The 16,437-nt window shown below is 62.8% G+C and carries 15 protein-coding genes and 1 tRNA gene; 6 read left to right on the top strand and 10 right to left on the bottom strand.

The annotated features are described in order from the left end of the window. On the top strand, positions 1-783 hold the full coding sequence (locus AC3WQS_RS30805; protein WP_007726165.1) for an SDR family oxidoreductase: 783 nt from the start codon (positions 1-3) through the stop codon (positions 781-783). Positions 784-790: 7 nt separating this feature from the next. After that, complete coding sequence (locus tag AC3WQS_RS30800; RefSeq protein WP_492712862.1) at positions 791-1,930, top strand: sulfotransferase family protein; 1,140 nt, start codon at positions 791-793, stop codon at positions 1,928-1,930. Positions 1,931-2,015: 85 nt separating this feature from the next. Here AC3WQS_RS30800 and AC3WQS_RS30795 read toward each other — a convergent pair whose 3' ends face one another. Both AC3WQS_RS30795 and AC3WQS_RS30790 read right to left on the bottom strand, forming a co-directional pair. Further along, complete coding sequence (locus tag AC3WQS_RS30795) at positions 2,016-2,861, bottom strand: alpha/beta fold hydrolase (protein ID WP_492712861.1); 846 nt, start codon at positions 2,859-2,861, stop codon at positions 2,016-2,018. Continuing rightward, positions 2,858-4,648: an N-acyl-D-amino-acid deacylase family protein gene (locus AC3WQS_RS30790; protein WP_020970060.1), complete on the bottom strand. Its 1,791-nt coding sequence runs from the start codon at positions 4,646-4,648 to the stop codon at positions 2,858-2,860. The genes AC3WQS_RS30795 and AC3WQS_RS30790 overlap by 4 nt, the downstream gene beginning before the upstream one ends. A gap of 97 nt (positions 4,649-4,745) precedes the next feature. Here AC3WQS_RS30790 and AC3WQS_RS30785 point away from each other — a divergent pair, with 97 nt between their 5' ends. Further along, complete coding sequence (locus tag AC3WQS_RS30785; protein WP_019749202.1) at positions 4,746-5,393, top strand: TetR/AcrR family transcriptional regulator; 648 nt, start codon at positions 4,746-4,748, stop codon at positions 5,391-5,393. A 394-nt stretch (positions 5,394-5,787) separates the two neighbouring features. Further along, on the top strand, positions 5,788-5,913 hold the full coding sequence (locus AC3WQS_RS30780) for a hypothetical protein (RefSeq protein WP_255246884.1): 126 nt from the start codon (positions 5,788-5,790) through the stop codon (positions 5,911-5,913). Positions 5,914-5,995: 82 nt separating this feature from the next. Here the strand turns inward: AC3WQS_RS30780 and AC3WQS_RS30775 are convergent, their stop codons facing one another. Next, on the bottom strand, positions 5,996-7,291 hold the full coding sequence (locus AC3WQS_RS30775; protein ID WP_060939008.1) for a DNA cytosine methyltransferase: 1,296 nt from the start codon (positions 7,289-7,291) through the stop codon (positions 5,996-5,998). 159 nt (positions 7,292-7,450) lie between these two features. Beyond that, a tRNA-Cys gene (locus AC3WQS_RS30770) sits at positions 7,451-7,521 on the bottom strand. 222 nt (positions 7,522-7,743) lie between these two features. Between AC3WQS_RS30770 and AC3WQS_RS30765 the strand changes: the two genes are divergently transcribed. After that, entirely contained in the window at positions 7,744-9,030 is a 1,287-nt protein-coding gene (locus AC3WQS_RS30765; protein WP_378669909.1) for a multidrug effflux MFS transporter, read from the top strand. Here the strand turns inward: AC3WQS_RS30765 and mraY are convergent. Then, positions 9,027-10,103 carry a phospho-N-acetylmuramoyl-pentapeptide-transferase gene (gene mraY, locus AC3WQS_RS30760; RefSeq protein ID WP_003941316.1) on the bottom strand — a complete coding sequence of 359 codons (1,077 nt, stop codon included), beginning with the start codon at positions 10,101-10,103 and terminating at the stop codon, positions 9,027-9,029. The two genes, AC3WQS_RS30765 and mraY, sit on opposite strands and share 4 nt — an antisense overlap. 85 nt (positions 10,104-10,188) lie before the next feature. Between mraY and AC3WQS_RS30755 the strand changes: the two genes are divergently transcribed. Then, a complete protein-coding gene (locus tag AC3WQS_RS30755; RefSeq protein WP_492712860.1) occupies positions 10,189-10,722 on the top strand; it encodes a MarR family winged helix-turn-helix transcriptional regulator in 534 nt (177 codons plus the stop codon). A gap of 93 nt (positions 10,723-10,815) precedes the next feature. Here the strand turns inward: AC3WQS_RS30755 and AC3WQS_RS30750 are convergent, their stop codons facing one another. From AC3WQS_RS30750 to AC3WQS_RS30730, 5 genes are read right to left on the bottom strand one after another with little or no spacing between them, the layout of a single operon-like run. Beyond that, on the bottom strand, positions 10,816-11,592 hold the full coding sequence (locus AC3WQS_RS30750; protein ID WP_003941374.1) for an enoyl-CoA hydratase: 777 nt from the start codon (positions 11,590-11,592) through the stop codon (positions 10,816-10,818). Further along, a complete protein-coding gene (gene mmsB / locus AC3WQS_RS30745) occupies positions 11,592-12,485 on the bottom strand; it encodes a 3-hydroxyisobutyrate dehydrogenase (RefSeq protein WP_182262379.1) in 894 nt (297 codons plus the stop codon). The genes AC3WQS_RS30750 and mmsB overlap by 1 nt, the downstream gene beginning before the upstream one ends. A gap of 23 nt (positions 12,486-12,508) precedes the next feature. Continuing rightward, entirely contained in the window at positions 12,509-13,567 is a 1,059-nt protein-coding gene (locus tag AC3WQS_RS30740) for an enoyl-CoA hydratase/isomerase family protein (protein WP_397510559.1), read from the bottom strand. Beyond that, the gene (locus AC3WQS_RS30735; RefSeq protein WP_007726145.1) at positions 13,564-14,724 is read right to left on the bottom strand and encodes an isobutyryl-CoA dehydrogenase; all 1,161 of its coding nucleotides are present in this window, start codon (positions 14,722-14,724) and stop codon (positions 13,564-13,566) included. Before AC3WQS_RS30735 ends, AC3WQS_RS30740 begins: the two co-directional genes overlap by 4 nt. Positions 14,725-14,738: 14 nt before the next feature. Then, a complete protein-coding gene (locus AC3WQS_RS30730) occupies positions 14,739-16,256 on the bottom strand; it encodes a CoA-acylating methylmalonate-semialdehyde dehydrogenase (RefSeq protein WP_019749207.1) in 1,518 nt (505 codons plus the stop codon). Positions 16,257-16,437: the final 181 nt, after the last annotated feature.

The following is a 16,437-nucleotide window of genomic DNA, read 5'->3' as shown; positions in this document are numbered from 1 at the left end:
ATGACCGCCTTGCTCGAAGACCGTGTAGTAGTCATCTCCGGAGTCGGCCCGGCACTCGGCCGCGCTCTGGCCCTTCGATGTGCGTCGGCCGGCGCGAGTCTTGTTCTCGCAGCACGTACGCAATCGCGACTCGACGACGTTGCGAAAGAAATAGTCGATGCCGGTGGGCGCGCCGTCACCGTTGCCACCGACATCACCGACCAGGCTTCCGCCGAGAATCTGGTGGCCGAGTCCATTGCCGCCTACGGCAAAGTCGACACTCTGATCAACAATGCATTCTCGATTCCGTCGATGAAACCGTTGGCTCGCACCGATTACCAGCACATCCGCGACAGCATCGAACTGACCGTTCTCGGGGCGTTGCGCCTGACTCAGCTGTTCACGCCGGCACTTGCCGAGTCGGACGGCTCCGTGGTGAACATCAATTCGATGGTGTTGCGGCATTCGCAAGAGCGTTACGGCAGCTACAAGATGGCGAAGTCGGCCCTGCTCGCCATGTCGCAGTCCCTGGCCACCGAACTCGGCCCGCAGGGAATTCGTGTCAATTCGATTGCACCCGGCTATATCTGGGGCGACACCCTCAAGGGATACTTCGCGCACCAGGCGGAGAAGTTCGGCATGACTGTCGAGCAGATCTACGAGCACACTGCGTCGAACACCGACCTCAAGCGCCTGCCGACGACGGATGAAGTATCCGATGCGGCGATCTTCCTGGCGTCCCCGATGGCCAGCGCGATCACCGGCCAATGCATCGACGTCAACTGCGGCGAATTCCATCACTAGGAGCACCATGACTGAACGCACTCACGTCGGCACCGTCGAGGATCTCCATGCCTCGGCGACGCGGATGACCGGCCTGACGGACTTCGGCGTCGACGATTACACCGAGGCTCTGTCGGTCCTCCTCGAGTCTTACGACCGCGACGAGGATCTGACGCCCTTCGGCAGCAAGATCTCTCGGGTATTCCTTCGCGGCGCCCTGGTGGCCCGTCTCCTCAGCGAATCGGCGTGGAAGGAGCATCCGGACCACGCCGACGTCGAGATCGAGCGGCCGATCTTCGTCACCGGATTGCCACGCACGGGCACCACTGCCTTGCACCGCCTCCTCACGGTCGACCCGGCTCACCAGGGCCTCGAGATGTGGCTGACCGAGTTCCCTCAGCCTCGCCCGCCTCGCGATACGTGGGAATCGAACCCGGTCTTCGCCAAGATCGAGGAGACATTCGGTCAACACCACGTCGAGCATCCCGAATTCATGGGCGTGCACTACATGTCGGCCAGCGAAGTCGAAGAATGTTGGCAACTCTTACGTCAGACGTTCAAGTCCGTGTCGTACGAGTGCCTGGCAAATCTACCCACGTACTCCGCATGGCTGAAGGACCAGGAGTGGTCGAACGCCTATGCACGACACAAGAAGAACCTGCAGCTGATCGGTCTGCCCGATCAGGATCGACGGTGGGTCCTCAAGAACCCGAGCCACCTGTTTGCGCTCGACGAATTGATGGAGGCGTACCCCGACGCTCTCGTCATCCAGACTCACCGCTCCCCTACGACGATCATTCCGTCGGTATGCAGCCTGGCCGCCCAGGCGACAGAGGGTTGGTCGAACACGTTCACCGACAAGGTGATCGGCGAAAGTCAGCTCGAATTGTGGGCCAGGGGGCTCGAGCAGTTCGACAGTGCACGCGCACACCACAATCCCGCGCAGTTCATCGACGTCGACTATCAGGACTTCGTCACCGATCCACTGGGAACCGTCGAGAACGTCTACACGCACTTCGACATCCCGTTGACATCTACCGCCCAGCAGTCGATGGAGGCCATGCACGAGGAAAGCCGCTCGGGTGCTCGCAAACCGTCGCACAAGTACACGCTCGAGGAGTTCGGCCTGACGAAGGAACAGGTGGAGGAGCGATTCGGAACTCGCTGACCACCGTTGGTCGACGACCTTGCTGACGCCCTTGCTGACGACTGAAGCCCCCGCCGGACGGCGGGGGCTTCAGTACGCAACTCGGTCAGCTGCTGAAATGCTCGCCGAGCAACCGGTCCAACTCCGTCGGCGCCTCGTCGGGAATCCAGTGGCTCACACCCCGGAGAACTTCGAACCGATACGGACCGTCGACAAACGCGGGAGTGAGGGCAGAACCCTTGGGCCCGATGGCGGCGTCGCCGTCACTCCAGACGTGCAGGGTCGGCACGGTGACCCGGGCAGCTGCCGGGTTCGGCTTGGTCATCCACATCGCGCGATACCAGTTCAGACCGCCGCGCAGTCTGCCGGGAGCGAGCATGGCGTTCAGATCGCGCCGCGCATTCTCCGGCGTCTGCCCACTCGAAACCAGGAACTTCTCGCCCAGCGAAGTCGAGGCCAGAATCTTCTCAGGAACGAAGGGCAATTGGAACGCCCCCATGTACCACGATTTCAGTCCCTGAGTGCTGGTCACCATCGCCTTGATGAAGGCCAGCGGGTGCGGAACCGACACCGTGGTAACGGTATCGAGCAAATCCGGCCGTTCGGCAGCCACCTGCCATGCGACCGCGGCACCCCAGTCGTGGCCGACCAGGTGCACCTTCCCCACACCGAGTGCGTCGATCAGCGCGACAGTGTCGGCGGCGAGTTCGGACCCGCGGTAGGCCCAGCGCGCTTTCGGCCGGGCACCGGGTGAGTATCCTCGCTGGTCCGGCGCCACGGTGCGGAAGCCGCGGGCGTGCAGTAACGGCGCGAGGTGATCCCATGAGCGGGAATCCTGCGGAAATCCGTGCAGGAGGACCACGACCGGACCGTCTGCCGGTCCGTCGTCGCGTACTTCGAAAGTCAGCCCGGACCGGGAGTACGAGGTGAGGCGATCCGCCAGCGTAGTCATAGCGCCACGCTAGTCTTCGCGGCCCGTGTAATCGGAGCCTTTTCACCTGCGCGCAGGAACTGGCCTGTCTTTTCGATGCCGAATCCCGGGGCGAATTCACCTTCGCGGTAGACGAGTCGGCCGTTGATCACTGTCGCGACGGCCGCATCGTCGCTGCGGTTGACCATTCGACTGATCCCGCCGTACTCGGGAACGGTTGCCTCGAACAAGCCGTCGACCGACTCGTCGAGCCCGGCTGGATCGATGACAACGAAGTCCGCGCGGTCGCCCTGGCGTAGATGTCCGGCGTCGATGCCGTACCAGTCCGCCAGTTCACCGGTCAGGCGGTGGATTGCGCGCTCGATGGTGAGGAACGGCTTGCGGTCACTCTGAGCGTCCTTGACGCGCTTGAGGAGTCGCACCGGGTAGTTGTAGAACGCCATGTTGCGCAGATGTGCGCCGGCATCGCCGAAGCCCATCTGCACACCGGAACTCGCTGCAAGTTTCTTCGCGAACTTGGGCCGGTGATTGGCAATGGTGGTGCGCCAGCGAAGATCTCGCCCGTACTTCACCACCAGGTCGAGGTACGCGTCCACCGGGTGCACTCCGCGGATGTCACCGACCTGACCGAAGTTCTTGCCGATCAACGTCTCGTCCGGGCATCCCACGATGACCGCATCGTAGAAATTGCGATGCCAGATGCGGGGTGAGAACTTGTTGTCGTAGTCCTTACGGAATGCGCGACGGTACGACTCGTCCTGGAGCAGTTCGTTGCGCTCCACCTGGTCCTTGAGATGCAAAGCGGCGGCGCCGGCACCGAACTCCTCGAACACGACGAGGTCGATTCCATCCGCGTAGACGGTGAAGGGAACCGGAAGGTGCTGCCACTTGAAATCGGTCTTCGCGAAGCGATTGAGCAGTGGGGCCGCAGCGAGCATGAAGTACACGATCACCGGGTAGGCCTTCGAATCCGCACCGGAGAGCAGCGACGTCTTGAGCGGCTTCTTGCGTCCGATGGCGGAGCTTTCGGCGAAGAACGCCGCGACGTTCGGATGCAGGTTGATGGTCGGAGCGCTCTGCAAGATCTTTCCGCGATCGCGAAGGATGCGGTTGAGGAATCGGAACTCTTTCCACCGTGCATACGTCGACGGCAAAGAGCGAGAACGGTATTCGTCGCCGTCGATCTTGTCGAGGGCATTGGTCATCGACGACAGGCCTAGCATCCCCGCATCGATGGCGTCCTCGAGCATCGAGCCCATCCGGCCGAGTTCCGAGCGGGTCGGCTTGACCTTCTTGTCGGTGCCGCGCCCCAATCCGAGTACGTGCGTGCGGATGTCGGAGTGGCCGATGAATGCCGCGACATTGGGTCCGAGGGGAAGGGCTTCGAGTGCGGCGGTGTAGGCCGCGGGACCGGTCCAGGTCTTGTTCGCTTCGAGGATGCGCAGCACCGCGTCGTGGGGAACTGCTTCGACCCGGCTGAACAGGTCAGCGATTTCACGCGGGGTCGAATACACCGTCGACAGCGAGCAATTGCCGAGCACGACCGTAGTGACGCCGTGGCGAACCGATTCCGGAAGGCCTGGACTGACCAAGGCTTCGGCGTCGTAGTGCGTGTGGACGTCGACAAAGCCCGGGAGAACCCACTTGCCGGCCGCGTCGATCACCTCGGTGTCCGGCCCGATCTCCAGGCGCGTCGTGGACACCTCCGCGACCACGCCGTCTCGAATTCCGAGATTTCGACGCAGACCAGGAGCCCCCGTCCCGTCGAACCACAACCCGTCGTTGACCACGATGTCGAAAGCAGACACTGTCGGACTCCTCGCCTCACGTATGTGTTACCTCACGTTATAGACAGCGTTGAGTAAAAGTCAATGAACCTTCCGAACCAATACATAAGATGTCGGAATGGCCGCAGTCCCCCGCTCCCCCGAAGACCGTCAGAGGCAAATCCTCGAGGTAGCAGTACATATGTTGCGGACCGAGCCTTTCGACCAACTGTCGATGGATCGCGTCGCAGCCGAGGCCGGTGTCTCGCCGCCACTGCTGTTTCACTACTTCAAGAACAAGAAGGGTTTCCAGAACGCCATCCTCGAGGCTGCCTCGGCCGATCTCGAAGATCGAATGCGACCGGATCCCGAACTACCGATCACGTCCCAGCTGCGTTCAGGTATCGAAACTTTCGTCGATGCCGTTATCGAGCACCCCACCATTTACCTCGCCGTGATGCGGATGGCCGGCAGTGGCGACGTCCGGATGCGCACGATCTATCGCGGGATGCGCCGAACGTTCACCACATGGATCGTCGCCGCGCTCACAAATCTGGGCATCGAATCGAATGCGACCGTCGAGGCGACCATCGCCGGGTGGCAGGCATTCATGGAGGAAATAGTCGTCAACTGGATCGACGAGCCGACCCTCGAACGAGGCGAGATGGTCGACCTCTGCGAACGAATTTTCTACCACTGCCTACCGGCGGCGGGCATCAGCGTGGAACAAATAGTGGCGGCCACCATGGCTGCGACGGCCAGTGAGTCCGGCGCAACAAAACTGTGATCTTCGCGCCGGGGTTTCACAGGTGGTCACGATTGGGTATCTTGCTTGCAGTGGCGCTGGACCACGACCCCAACACATGAAGGATCCAACATGGAGTCTGTCGAAAACGTATTGCCCGAGGGTGTCAAGCTCGAAGACGTCTTGAGTGTCCTCAAGGTCGCAGTTGCGGGCATCGGCCTCATCAGCGCACTTTCGGCATTCAGCTGATCGCAAAGCGTCATCGACAGGCCGGACTTCGGGGAGTCCGGCCTGTTTTTTGTTTCCGCTCCTGAACAATCCGTGAACTTTTCAGCAACTTCAGCGCAAAGTGGTCATTTCGACCAAAACAAGCGTCCAGTTTGCTAACTTGTGTCTGCGACACAAGGTCGTACAGAAACACCACGCAGACACAACCTTGTACATACAAACCTGTACATACGACACGGAGGACCGAAACATGGGTTCCATCAACACCCTCAGCGCCGTCATCGACATCATCAAGGTCGTCCAGCCGTTGATCGCCAAGCTCAACCTCAGCTGATTCGCTTGCACCACACCCCTGCCAGGGCGTAACTCGAAATGGGGCCGACATTGTCGGCCCCATTTTCCGTAGGTGCTCTATCTCAGCCGAGTGCCTTCTTGATCTCTCCTGCCAGTACCGACGCCAGCTGCGGCGGCACCGCATTGCCGATCATCGTGCGCACCGCTCCCCACTTACCCTCGAAGACGTAGTCGTCGGGAAAGGTCTGGAGGCGAGCAGCTTCTCGAACGGTCAACGATCGCGTGTGTTTCGGATGCACGTTGCGTGAAGCCGAGATCATCCCGAAAGTGGTTCCGACCGTGGACGCCGGCTCGTCCCACCGGAGGCGCTTGTACGTCGTGTTGTACCCGGACGACGGTCGCATGGCCGGATCTTCGTTGTCGTGCGCCGACATTCCTTCTGGTACATCACGCAGCCACCGCAAGACGTGCTCGGGATGCTCGACGGCCCAGTGCAGCGGGTCCGTCTCGCAAGCCTGCCCGGATTCCAGCGGGGCCAGGTCGACGGTGGCATCGCGAAAAGTCCTCAGCGGCGCAACACCATTCACGCCGTGAGTCTTCGGCGGAAAACGCAGCGGCCCGATACTACTGTCGCGGCGGGTCGCCACGATGAACACTCGTTCCCGGAACTGCGGGACGCCGTAATCCTGCGCATTGACCGTGTTGACCGACGCGTCGTAACCGCATGCAGCCATCTCGCCGAGAATCCGGTCGACGACCATCCCACCGTCCGGGTCCTTCATGCTGAGCAGCAGTCGCACGTTTTCCATCACCAAGACCTTCGGCTTCACCAATTCGGCGAGCTGCAGCAGGTTCCGGAAGAGATGGTTGCGCGGATCGTCGCGGTCTCGCCGGCCGGCGAGGCTGAACCCCTGACACGGCGGTCCCCCAGCCAACACATCGATGTCCACTTGTGCCAGAAGATCTTTCACCCGGGCTTCGTCGATCGCCCGAAGGTCCTCGCCGAGGCACCTCGCGCCGGGGAAGTTCCGATCGAAGGTCGCACGCGCCTCCGGCACGACTTCGATGTATCCCTCCACCGAAAACCCCGCCATCCGAAAGCCTTCGGCCATACCGCCACAACCCGAGAACGCTGTCAATACGGTGGGGCCGCCGCTTCCTGCCCCCGCGACGGCACGCCTGGCCACCGAGGCGGGGTCGTTGACCGGTGTCACTCGACGCGCACGGGTACTGCCGCTCGATCGCTTCCGGGGTGCCGCGTACGTACCCTCACGCTTGGCCGCTTCCAGCGCGGAGAGGGCCGTGAGAACTGCTCGTTCCGCCGGTGGCTTCGGATACGCCTTGTCGAGTTCCCACGCGGAGACGACGGCTGACGAGACTCCCGCTTGACGGGCGAACTGGAACTGACTGATCCCCACGTCCAAGCGCCGTGATCGCAGGTCCTGTCCCGAAATCAATTCAGTGCCTCACTCATATGGTCCGCTCGCTCCGGCAGCCCAGACTATCGCAGCCGACCCCGTGAACCGGGACCTCACAAGGAAGACCGGCAGGCGGTATGCCTGCCGGTCTCCGACACGAGCGGATGACGGGACTCGAACCCGTGTGAACGGCTTTGCAGGCCGGTGCCTAGCCACTCAGCCACACCCGCGTCAGTGAGTAACTCTGCCCTGAGTCACGGCGTCGAACCACAGTTCCGCTCAGCATGATTCGAGTGCGATCCCACCCGCCGTTCCAGTCTCTGGGAAAACTGCGAGCCCTTCGGGAACAAATCGGTCAGTCTCGATGCTGACTCCCTCGGCGGGCGCAGATCATACGAATTTCGCCCGAACGACCGAGCAGTTCGCCAGACCCAGACAACCCAGAAGGTTTCATGAGTGCCGAGAACACCGCCGTTGCCCCGCCCGTGAAGGCAGCCCCGCCCATAGAGGCAGCCCCGCTGGAAATGAGCAGTGTCGACCGTAAGCCCAGCGTCGGGAAGATTCTTGCCCTCGGTTCCATGACTGCGCTCGGGCCCTTCACCATCGACATGTACCTGCCCGCGCTGCCGGATATCGGCGCCGATCTCGGGGTCTCGTCGTCAACGGTTCAGCTGACGATCACCGGAACTCTCATCGGCCTCGCACTCGGACAGCTGTTGGTCGGGCCGCTCTCGGACACTCTCGGCCGCAAGAAGCCGCTGCTCGCCGGGATCGGTGTGCACATCCTGGCTTCGCTGCTGGCGGTCTTCGCACCGAGCATCGCGGTCCTCGGCATCCTGCGGGTTTTCCAGGGCATGGGCGCGGCGGCCGCGGCAGTGGTCACCATGGCGATCGTCCGCGACCTCTACAGCGGTAACACCGTTGCCGTCGTGATGAGCCGGCTGATGCTCGTGCTCGGCGTTGCGCCGATCCTGGCGCCCAGCATCGGTGGCGCCCTCCTCGTCGCCCTCGACTGGCGCGGGATCTTCGTCGTCCTGGCACTGATCGGCGTCGGCACGGCGATGATCGGTGCTTTCGGACTGTCCGAAACACTGCCGAAGGAAAAGCGTCGCCCGAGCGGATTGAAGTCGGTTCTCCGCACCTACGGTTCGCTGCTCGGCGACCGCACGTTCATGGTCCTGACGCTCGTCTCCAGCGTCGGTATGGCGTCGTTGTTCGCGTATGTCTCAGGCGCGTCGTTTGTCTATCAAGATCAGTACGGCCTCAATCAGCAGGAGTTCGCACTGCTCTTCAGTGCGGGCGCGATTGCGTTGATCGGTGCTTCGCAGGTCAACGTCCGACTGCTCGATCGCTGGACTCCTCAGCAGATCACCAAGTGGGCCCTCGTGGCTGCAGTTGTCTCCGGGGCCGTCGTCATTGCCGTCGCGGTCCTGGAACTGGGCGGGCTCGCCGGATTCGTGATCGCACTGTGGGTCATGGCCGGTGCCATCGGGTTCGTTCTTCCCAACGCCCCGGCACTGGCGCTCGCTCGTCACGGCGAAGCGGCCGGTACTGCCGCGGCAATGCTCGGTGCATTCCAGTTCGGCGTCGGTGCGGCCATCGCGCCGGCCGTCGGCCTGCTGGGAAACACGAGCACAGCCCTGGCCGTCACGATGACGGCGTGTGTGTCGCTCGGTCTGGTCGCTCTTCTGGCTACGACCCGAAAGAGTGATACGACCCGAAAGAGTGAATCGGTCTAACCGGCAGCGGAGAACCACTCGCTGTAGAAGGTGGCAAGTCCCAGGACGCACGAGATCGCGACGAAGATCCAGAATCTTGCGATCACGACGGTTTCCGGCCAGCCGAGTAACTCGAAGTGATGATGGATCGGGGCCATCTTGAATACGCGTCGGCCGGACGATCGGAAGACCAGAACCTGGATGATCACCGACAGGATCTCAGCCACGAACAGGGCGCCGATGATGACCATCAGCAGCTCGGTGTGCGTCGTGACGGACAGGCCGACCACCAGGCCGCCCAGCGCCAAGGAGCCGGTGTCACCCATGAAGATCTGAGCCGGGGCGGCATTCCACCAGAGGAAGCCGAGGCACGCCCCGCCTGCCGCGGCAGCGACGATAGCGAGATCCAGGGGGTCACGAACGTCGTAGCAACCGGCGGCAGGCTCGAGGACACACGAGTTCCGGTACTGCCAACCGGCGATGACGACGTAGGTCCCCAAGATCATGCCCATCGAACCGGCCGCGAGACCATCGAGACCGTCGGTGAAATTGACGGCGTTGGACCAGGCGAACACCAGAATGCAGAAGAAGACCACAAAGCCGATGGCACCCATGGAGAACACCGAGATATCTCGCACATGGGACAGGTACTGGCTTCCGGGGGTGACTCCGTTGTTGTTGGAGAACTGCAGGAAGAGAATGCCGAAGATGATGGCGCTCGCGAGCTGACCGACGGTCTTCGCTGTCTTGTTGAGCCCGAGATTGCGCTTCTTACGGATCTTGATGAAGTCGTCGAGAAAGCCGACGATTCCCAGTGACGTGGCGAGCGCGAGAACCAGCCAACCGGATGCAGACAGCCGCGGTAGCCGCGAGCCGAATCCGATGATGTGTGCCGCCAGGTAGCCCGCCCACATGCCGGCGATGATCGCGATCCCGCCCATCGACGGGGTGCCACGCTTGCCCTGATGACTCTGCGGACCCTCGATCCGAATCTCGTGCCCGAGCCCCTGCCGCGAAAGCACACGAATGAGAAACGGAGTCAGGAAGAGCGCGACGAACAACGAGACGCCACCCGCTACGAGGATTGAAATCACCCGTGGGACTCTACAGACGTAAGCGGCTGCGACACACAATCAGACAAGGCACCCGACCGCTTGCCAGCATGGGATGATCGAACTTATGTCTCCCCCCGCGCCGCTCCCCCTCGACCCCATCGAAGAGGCGCATCGTCAGTGGACGAAGCACGGTTGGAGCGATGTCGCCGACGGTATGGCTGCGGTCACGTCGGTGATGCGTGCGCAACAGATCATGATGGCGCGGGTCGAAGAGGTACTCAAGCCTCTCGGGCTGACCTTCGCCCGCTACGAACTGCTGACGCTTCTCACCTTCACCAGGTCGGGCGCCCTCCCGATGGCCAAGGCAAGTGCCCGACTCCAGGTTCACCCCACCAGCGTCACCAATGCCGTCGACCGTTTGGAGAAAGCGGAGCTGGTCAGACGGGTCCCGCATCCCAGCGATCGACGTGCGACGCTCATCGAGATCTCCGACGCGGGTCGCGCGCTGGCCCTCGAAGCCACTGAAATGCTCAACAGCAAAGTGTTCGCACACCCCGGACTCCGGCAGGACAAGCTCGAGCAATTGGTGACGATCCTCACTGAACTTCGCAAGACTGCGGGCGACTTCGACACCGGCGGCGCGCCCACCAAGTGGTGAACCGACGACCCGTACACACAAAGAAACTGCCCTCACACTCTCGACGAGTGTGAGGGCAGTTTCAGCTGTTCGAAAGTTCAGCGCTAACGAATTTCAGCGGTGCTTGAACTCGGCGGACCGCTTCTCCACGAACGCGGTCATGCCTTCCTTCTGATCCTCCGTCGCGAAGGTCGAATGGAACACCCGACGCTCGAAGCGGACGCCCTCGGCGAGTGTGGTCTCGAAGGAACGGTTGACCGCTTCCTTGGCCATCATCGCGATGGGCAGCGACATCTCGGCGATGGTGGTTGCGGTCTTCAATGCGTCGTCGAGCAGATCGGCGGCCGGAACGATCCGGGCAACCAGGCCTGCGCGCTCGGCCTCTTCTGCGTCCATGTTGCGGCCGGTCAGGCACAGCTCCATGGCCTTGGCCTTACCCACGGCGCGCGTAAGGCGCTGTGAGCCACCGATACCCGGAATGACACCGAGCTTGATCTCGGGCTGGCCGAACTTCGCGGTATCCGAAGCGATGATGAAATCGCAGAGCATCGCCAGTTCGCAGCCACCACCGAGCGCGTACCCGGAGACTGCGGCGATCAGCGGCTTACGAGCGGCTGCGACGCGGTCCCACGGGGTGAAGAAATCTTCGACGTATGCGTCCATGTACGTCTTGGACTGCATTTCCTTGATGTCGGCGCCGGCGGCGAAGGCGCGCTCGGAACCGGTGATCAGGATGGCTCCGATGCCGTTGTCCGCTTCGAGGTCGGCAACCGCGGCGACGACCTCGTTCATCAGCTCGGAGTTCAGGGCGTTGAGAGCCTTCGGGCGGTTGAGCGTGATGACGCCGACGCGACCCTTACGCTCGAGGATGATGGTGTTGAAGTCGGTCACTACTGTCCTTCGGTCGAACGGTCACGGATGTCGTTGATGATGGCAGAGAAGTCCTGACCGCCACCGCCCGCGGCGTGGAAGCGACTGTAGAGTTCCGCGGCCTTGAGCCCGATCTCCGCATCGACGCCGTTGTTGCGCAGCGCATTTGCAGCCAGACCGAGGTCCTTGTCCATCAGCGCGACAGCAAAGCCGGGCTGGTAGTCGTTGTTGGCCGGGCTGGTGGGCACCGGTCCCGGTACCGGGCAGTTGGTGGTCAGTGCCCAGCACTGCCCCGAGGCGTTGGACGCCACGTCGAAGAGCGCCTGGTTGCTCAGGCCGAGCTTCTCGCCCAGCACGAATGCCTCGCTGATCGCGATCATCGAAATGCCGAGGATCATGTTGTTGCAGATCTTGGCAGCCTGGCCGACACCGGCGTCGCCGCAGTGAACGACCTTGCGGCCCATCACGTCCAGCAACGGTGACGCGGCCTGGAAGTCAGCTTCGGAACCGCCGACCATGAATGCCAGCGTGCCTGCGGTAGCCCCGACGACTCCACCGGAGACCGGTGCGTCGACGCTGCGGTGACCGGCCGCTTCGGCCTTGTCGTGTGCCTCGCGGGCGTCTGCGACGTCGATGGTGGAACAGTCGATGAACAGCGTGCCCGGTGTTGCCACCGGCAGCAGCTCTTCGTACAGACCCAGAACATGCTTACCGCTCGGCAGCATCGTGATCACGACGTCGGCACCGCGAACGGCGTCGACCGCCGAATCCGCTACCGCTGCACCGTCTTTGACTGCCTGCTCCAGCGCCGCGGGTGCCAGATCGAAACCGACGACCTTGTGTCCGGCCTTGACGAGATTGGCCGCCATCGGGCCACCCATGTGACCGAGTCCGATAAATCCAATGGTGCTCATTAGTGATGCTCCTTCGGCGGTGATCAGTTGCCTTGCGGTTGAGGGGTGAGTCCGAGCTCGTTGTCGCCCAGCGGGGCGAAGTAGGCATCGACGGATTCTGCCGTGACCTCGTCGAGAGTTGCCGGCGACCACTTCGGGTTTCGGTCCTTCTCGACGACCTGAGCGCGAATGCCCTCGACCAGATCGTGTGAGGCGAGCGCAGCCGTCGAGACCCGGAACTCCTCGTTGAGGACCTCCTCCAGGCCTGCCGCTTCTTTGGCGTGTCGCAGGGATCGCAGGGTCACCGACAGTGCGATCGGGGACTTGCCGAGAATCTGCTCTGCCGCCTTCTCCGCCTCGGGGATTCCACTCGCTCGAAGACGCTCGACGATGGTGGAGACGTCGTCGGCAGAGTACGCGGCGTCGATCCAGCTCTGCTGGGCCAACAGTTCCGACACCGGAGCCGGCTCCGCGTACTGCGCCACGGCGTCGGCAACCGAAGACGACGCGAGTGCGGCGATGAACGTCTCGATGTTCTCAGACGGGATGAAGTGATCCGCGAAGCCTGCTGCGATGGCATCGCCGGCGCTCAGTCGCGCCGTGGTGAGCGCGATGTGCGTTCCGAGTTCACCGGGAGCACGCGAGAGCAGGTAAGTTCCGCCCACGTCAGGGATGAAACCGATTCCGGTCTCGGGCATTCCGATCATCGAGCGCTCGGTCACGACGCGAATGTCGCCGTGTGCGGACACTCCGACGCCGCCGCCCATGACGATCCCGTCCATGATTGCGACGTACGGCTTCGGGTAGTTCGCGATCTCGGAATTGAGGATGTACTCCTCACGCCAGAAATCGAGCGAACCGGTCTTGCCGTCCTTGGCGTCGTGGTAGATCGAGACGATGTCGCCGCCGGCGCACAGACCACGCTCGCCGGCGCCCGTGAGTACGACCGCCTTGACGTCGTCGTCGGACTTCCATTCCGCGAGTGCCTTGGCCATCGCCTTGACCATCGAGTGGTTGAGGGCGTTGATCGCCTTGGGCCGGTTGAGGGTGATGAGCCCCAGTCCGTCACGCTTTTCGATCAATACCTCGAGCTCGTCGCTCATGCTGCTCCTTGCTTTCCCTGACCTGATGCGACCACGCTGCGCGCGATGACCACCCTCATGATCTCGTTGCTGCCTTCGAGGATCTGATGAACCCGAAGATCGCGGACGATCTTCTCGATCCCGTACTCAGCAAGATAGCCGTACCCGCCGTGAAGCTGGAGAGCCTTGTTGGCTACGTCGAACCCGGTGTCGGTGGCAAAGCGCTTGGCCATCGCACACAACTCCACGACGTCGGACGCTCCGTCTTCGAGTGCGGCGGCGGCGCGCCACAGCAACGTCCTGGCCGCTTCGAGTTCGGTACGCATGTCGGCGAGCTGGAACTGCAGGGCCTGCGACTCGATCAGTGCCGAACCGAAAGCTTTGCGGTCCACCAGATATGCGACTGCCTTCTCCAGCGCTGCCTGGGCCCCACCGACCGAGCAGGCGGCGATGTTCAGCCGGCCGCCGTTGAGACCCTTCATGGCGATGCGGAAGCCGCTGCCCTCTTCACCGAGCATGTTGGCGGCAGGAACTCGCACGTCTTCGAAGATCACCTGACGGGTGGGCTGCGCGTTCCAGCCCATCTTGACCTCGTTGGCACCGAACGACAGTCCGGGCGAATCCTTGGGCACGATGAACGCCGAGATCCCTTTGGCACCGGCAGATCCGGTGCGCGCCATCACGACGTACACGTCGGAAGTGCCTGCGCCGGAGATGAACTGCTTGACGCCGTTGAGGATGTAGTCGTCGCCGTCACGAACGGCCTTGGTGCTCAAGCCGGCCGCGTCGGAACCTGCACCGGGTTCGGTCAGGCAGTAACTGCCCAACTGATCCATCGAGCAGAGTCCGGGTACCCACTTGTGGCGCTGTTCGTCGTTGCCGAACTGGTCGATCATCCACGTGACCATGTTGTGGATGGAGATGTACGCGGCGATCGACGGATCGCCCTTGGCGAGCTCTTCGAAGATCCGAGCAGCGTCGACGCGGCTCAGCTCACTGCCGCCCACGTCTTCACGAATGTAGATACCGCCCATTCCCAGGGACGCCGCCTTACGGAGGACGTCCACCGGGAAATGCTTGGTCTGATCCCACTCCACTGCGTTGGGCGCCAGATGCTCGGCCGCGAAGTCGCGGGCAGTGTCACGAATCGCCCGCTCGTCATCGGTCAGAGTAAACATGGAAGGTAGTCCGATCAGTTCATCGTGGGGATGACGAAGTGATTGGTCTCTTCCTTCTTGCCGGAAGGCCAACGCTGCGTCACCGTCTTGGTCTTGGTGTAGAAGCGGAAGGAGTCGGGACCGTGCTGGTTCAGGTCACCGAAGCCGGAGCGCTTCCAGCCACCGAAGGTGTGGTACGCGATCGGGACCGGGATCGGCACGTTGACGCCGACCATGCCGACGTTGACGCGAGCGGTGAAGTCACGCGCGGTGTCGCCGTCGCGGGTGAAGATGGAGACGCCGTTGCCGTACTCATGTTCGGTCGGAAGACGCAGTGCCTCTTCGTAATCGGCAGCGCGGACCACCTGAAGGACAGGTCCGAAGATCTCTTCCTTGTAGATGCGCATGTCCGAGGTGACGTTGTCGAACAGGGTTGCGCCGGCGAAGAATCCACCTTCGTGGCCTTCGAGGGTGAAGCCGCGGCCGTCGACGACTGCCGTTGCGCCCTCGTCGATGCCGATCTGCACGTAGTTGTTGACGCGGTCGAGGGCATCCTGGCAAACGAGCGGTCCGAAATCGACGCCTTCGTCGTCACTGCGACCGATCTTGAGCTTCGCGACGCGCTCCTTCAGCTTCGCGACAAGAGCGTCCGCGGTCTCCTCGCCGACGGGAACGGCAACCGAGATGGCCATGCAACGCTCACCGGCACTGCCGTAGCCTGCACCGATCAGGGCGTCGGCAACCTCGTCGAGGTCGGCGTCCGGCATGACGATGGCGTGGTTCTTGGCGCCACCGAAGCACTGTGCGCGCTTGCCGTGAGCTGCGGCCGTCTCGTAGATGTACTGAGCGATCGGCGTGGAGCCGACGAAGCCGACAGCCTTGATGCGATCGTCGGTGAGCAGGACGTCGACAACTTCCTTGTCACCGTTGACCACGTTGAACACACCCGCAGGCAGTCCGGCTTCGAGGAACAGCTCGGCCAGTCGCAGCGGGACGGAGGGGTCACGCTCGGAGGGCTTGAGGATGAAGGCGTTACCGGCGGCGAGGGCGGGGCCGGCCTTCCACAGCGGGATCATCGCGGGGAAGTTGAAGGGCGTGATGCCTGCGACGACGCCGAGCGGCTGACGCATGGAGTACACGTCGATGCCGGTGCCGGCACTCTCGGTGAATTCACCCTTGAGCAGGTGCGGAGCGCCGACGGCGAACTCGATGACCTCGAGGCCACGCTGGATGTCACCCTTGGCGTCGGCGACGGTCTTGCCGTGCTCGGACGAGAGGAGGCGGGCCAGAGAATCCATCTCGGCCTGAGCGAGCTGCAGGAACTTCATCAGCACGCGGGCGCGCTTCTGCGGGTTGTATGCTGCCCACACCTGCTGCGCCTCTTCGGCATTGGCGATGATGGCTTCGGTCTCGGCCTTGCTCGCGAGGGGGACGCGGGCCTGCACCTTGCCGGTGTTGGGATCGAACACGTCCGCAAATCGATCAGATGTCCCGGGAACACGCTTGCCACCGACGAAGTGCGTCAACTCGTGAACCGTCGCATTTTCAACCATTGTGCTAACCCGTTCCTTGCTCGTATGGACCGCCCAGGAGGCAGCAGTGAATATGTCTACCATCCTATAGTTGGATGTCCATGTATGTCTAGAGCCCAAGGGCCGTGGGGGGGGGGGGGGGGGGGGGGGGGGGGGGGGGGGGGGGGGGGGGGGGGGGGGGGGGGGGGGGGGGGGGGGGGGG

It is taken from the genome of Rhodococcus sp. FW305-130 (assembly GCF_058788335.1).
This window is presented reverse-complemented; position numbering and strand designations above follow the sequence as displayed.

Bases quoted from the DNA above. Each gene is read 5' to 3' on its own strand.
- AC3WQS_RS30805 (WP_007726165.1), top strand. From the start codon at position 1: ATGACCGCCTTGCTCGAAGACCGTGTAGTAGTCATCTCCGGAGTCGGC.
- AC3WQS_RS30800 (WP_492712862.1), top strand. From the start codon at position 791: ATGACTGAACGCACTCACGTCGGCACCGTCGAGGATCTCCATGCCTCG.
- AC3WQS_RS30795 (WP_492712861.1), bottom strand. From the start codon at position 2,861: ATGACTACGCTGGCGGATCGCCTCACCTCGTACTCCCGGTCCGGGCTG.
- AC3WQS_RS30785 (WP_019749202.1), top strand. From the start codon at position 4,746: ATGGCCGCAGTCCCCCGCTCCCCCGAAGACCGTCAGAGGCAAATCCTC.
- AC3WQS_RS30765 (WP_378669909.1), top strand. From the start codon at position 7,744: ATGAGTGCCGAGAACACCGCCGTTGCCCCGCCCGTGAAGGCAGCCCCG.
- AC3WQS_RS30755 (WP_492712860.1), top strand. From the start codon at position 10,189: ATGTCTCCCCCCGCGCCGCTCCCCCTCGACCCCATCGAAGAGGCGCAT.
- mmsB (WP_182262379.1), bottom strand. From the start codon at position 12,485: ATGAGCACCATTGGATTTATCGGACTCGGTCACATGGGTGGCCCGATG.
- AC3WQS_RS30740 (WP_397510559.1), bottom strand. From the start codon at position 13,567: ATGAGCGACGAGCTCGAGGTATTGATCGAAAAGCGTGACGGACTGGGG.
- AC3WQS_RS30735 (WP_007726145.1), bottom strand. From the start codon at position 14,724: ATGTTTACTCTGACCGATGACGAGCGGGCGATTCGTGACACTGCCCGC.
- AC3WQS_RS30730 (WP_019749207.1), bottom strand. From the start codon at position 16,256: ATGGTTGAAAATGCGACGGTTCACGAGTTGACGCACTTCGTCGGTGGC.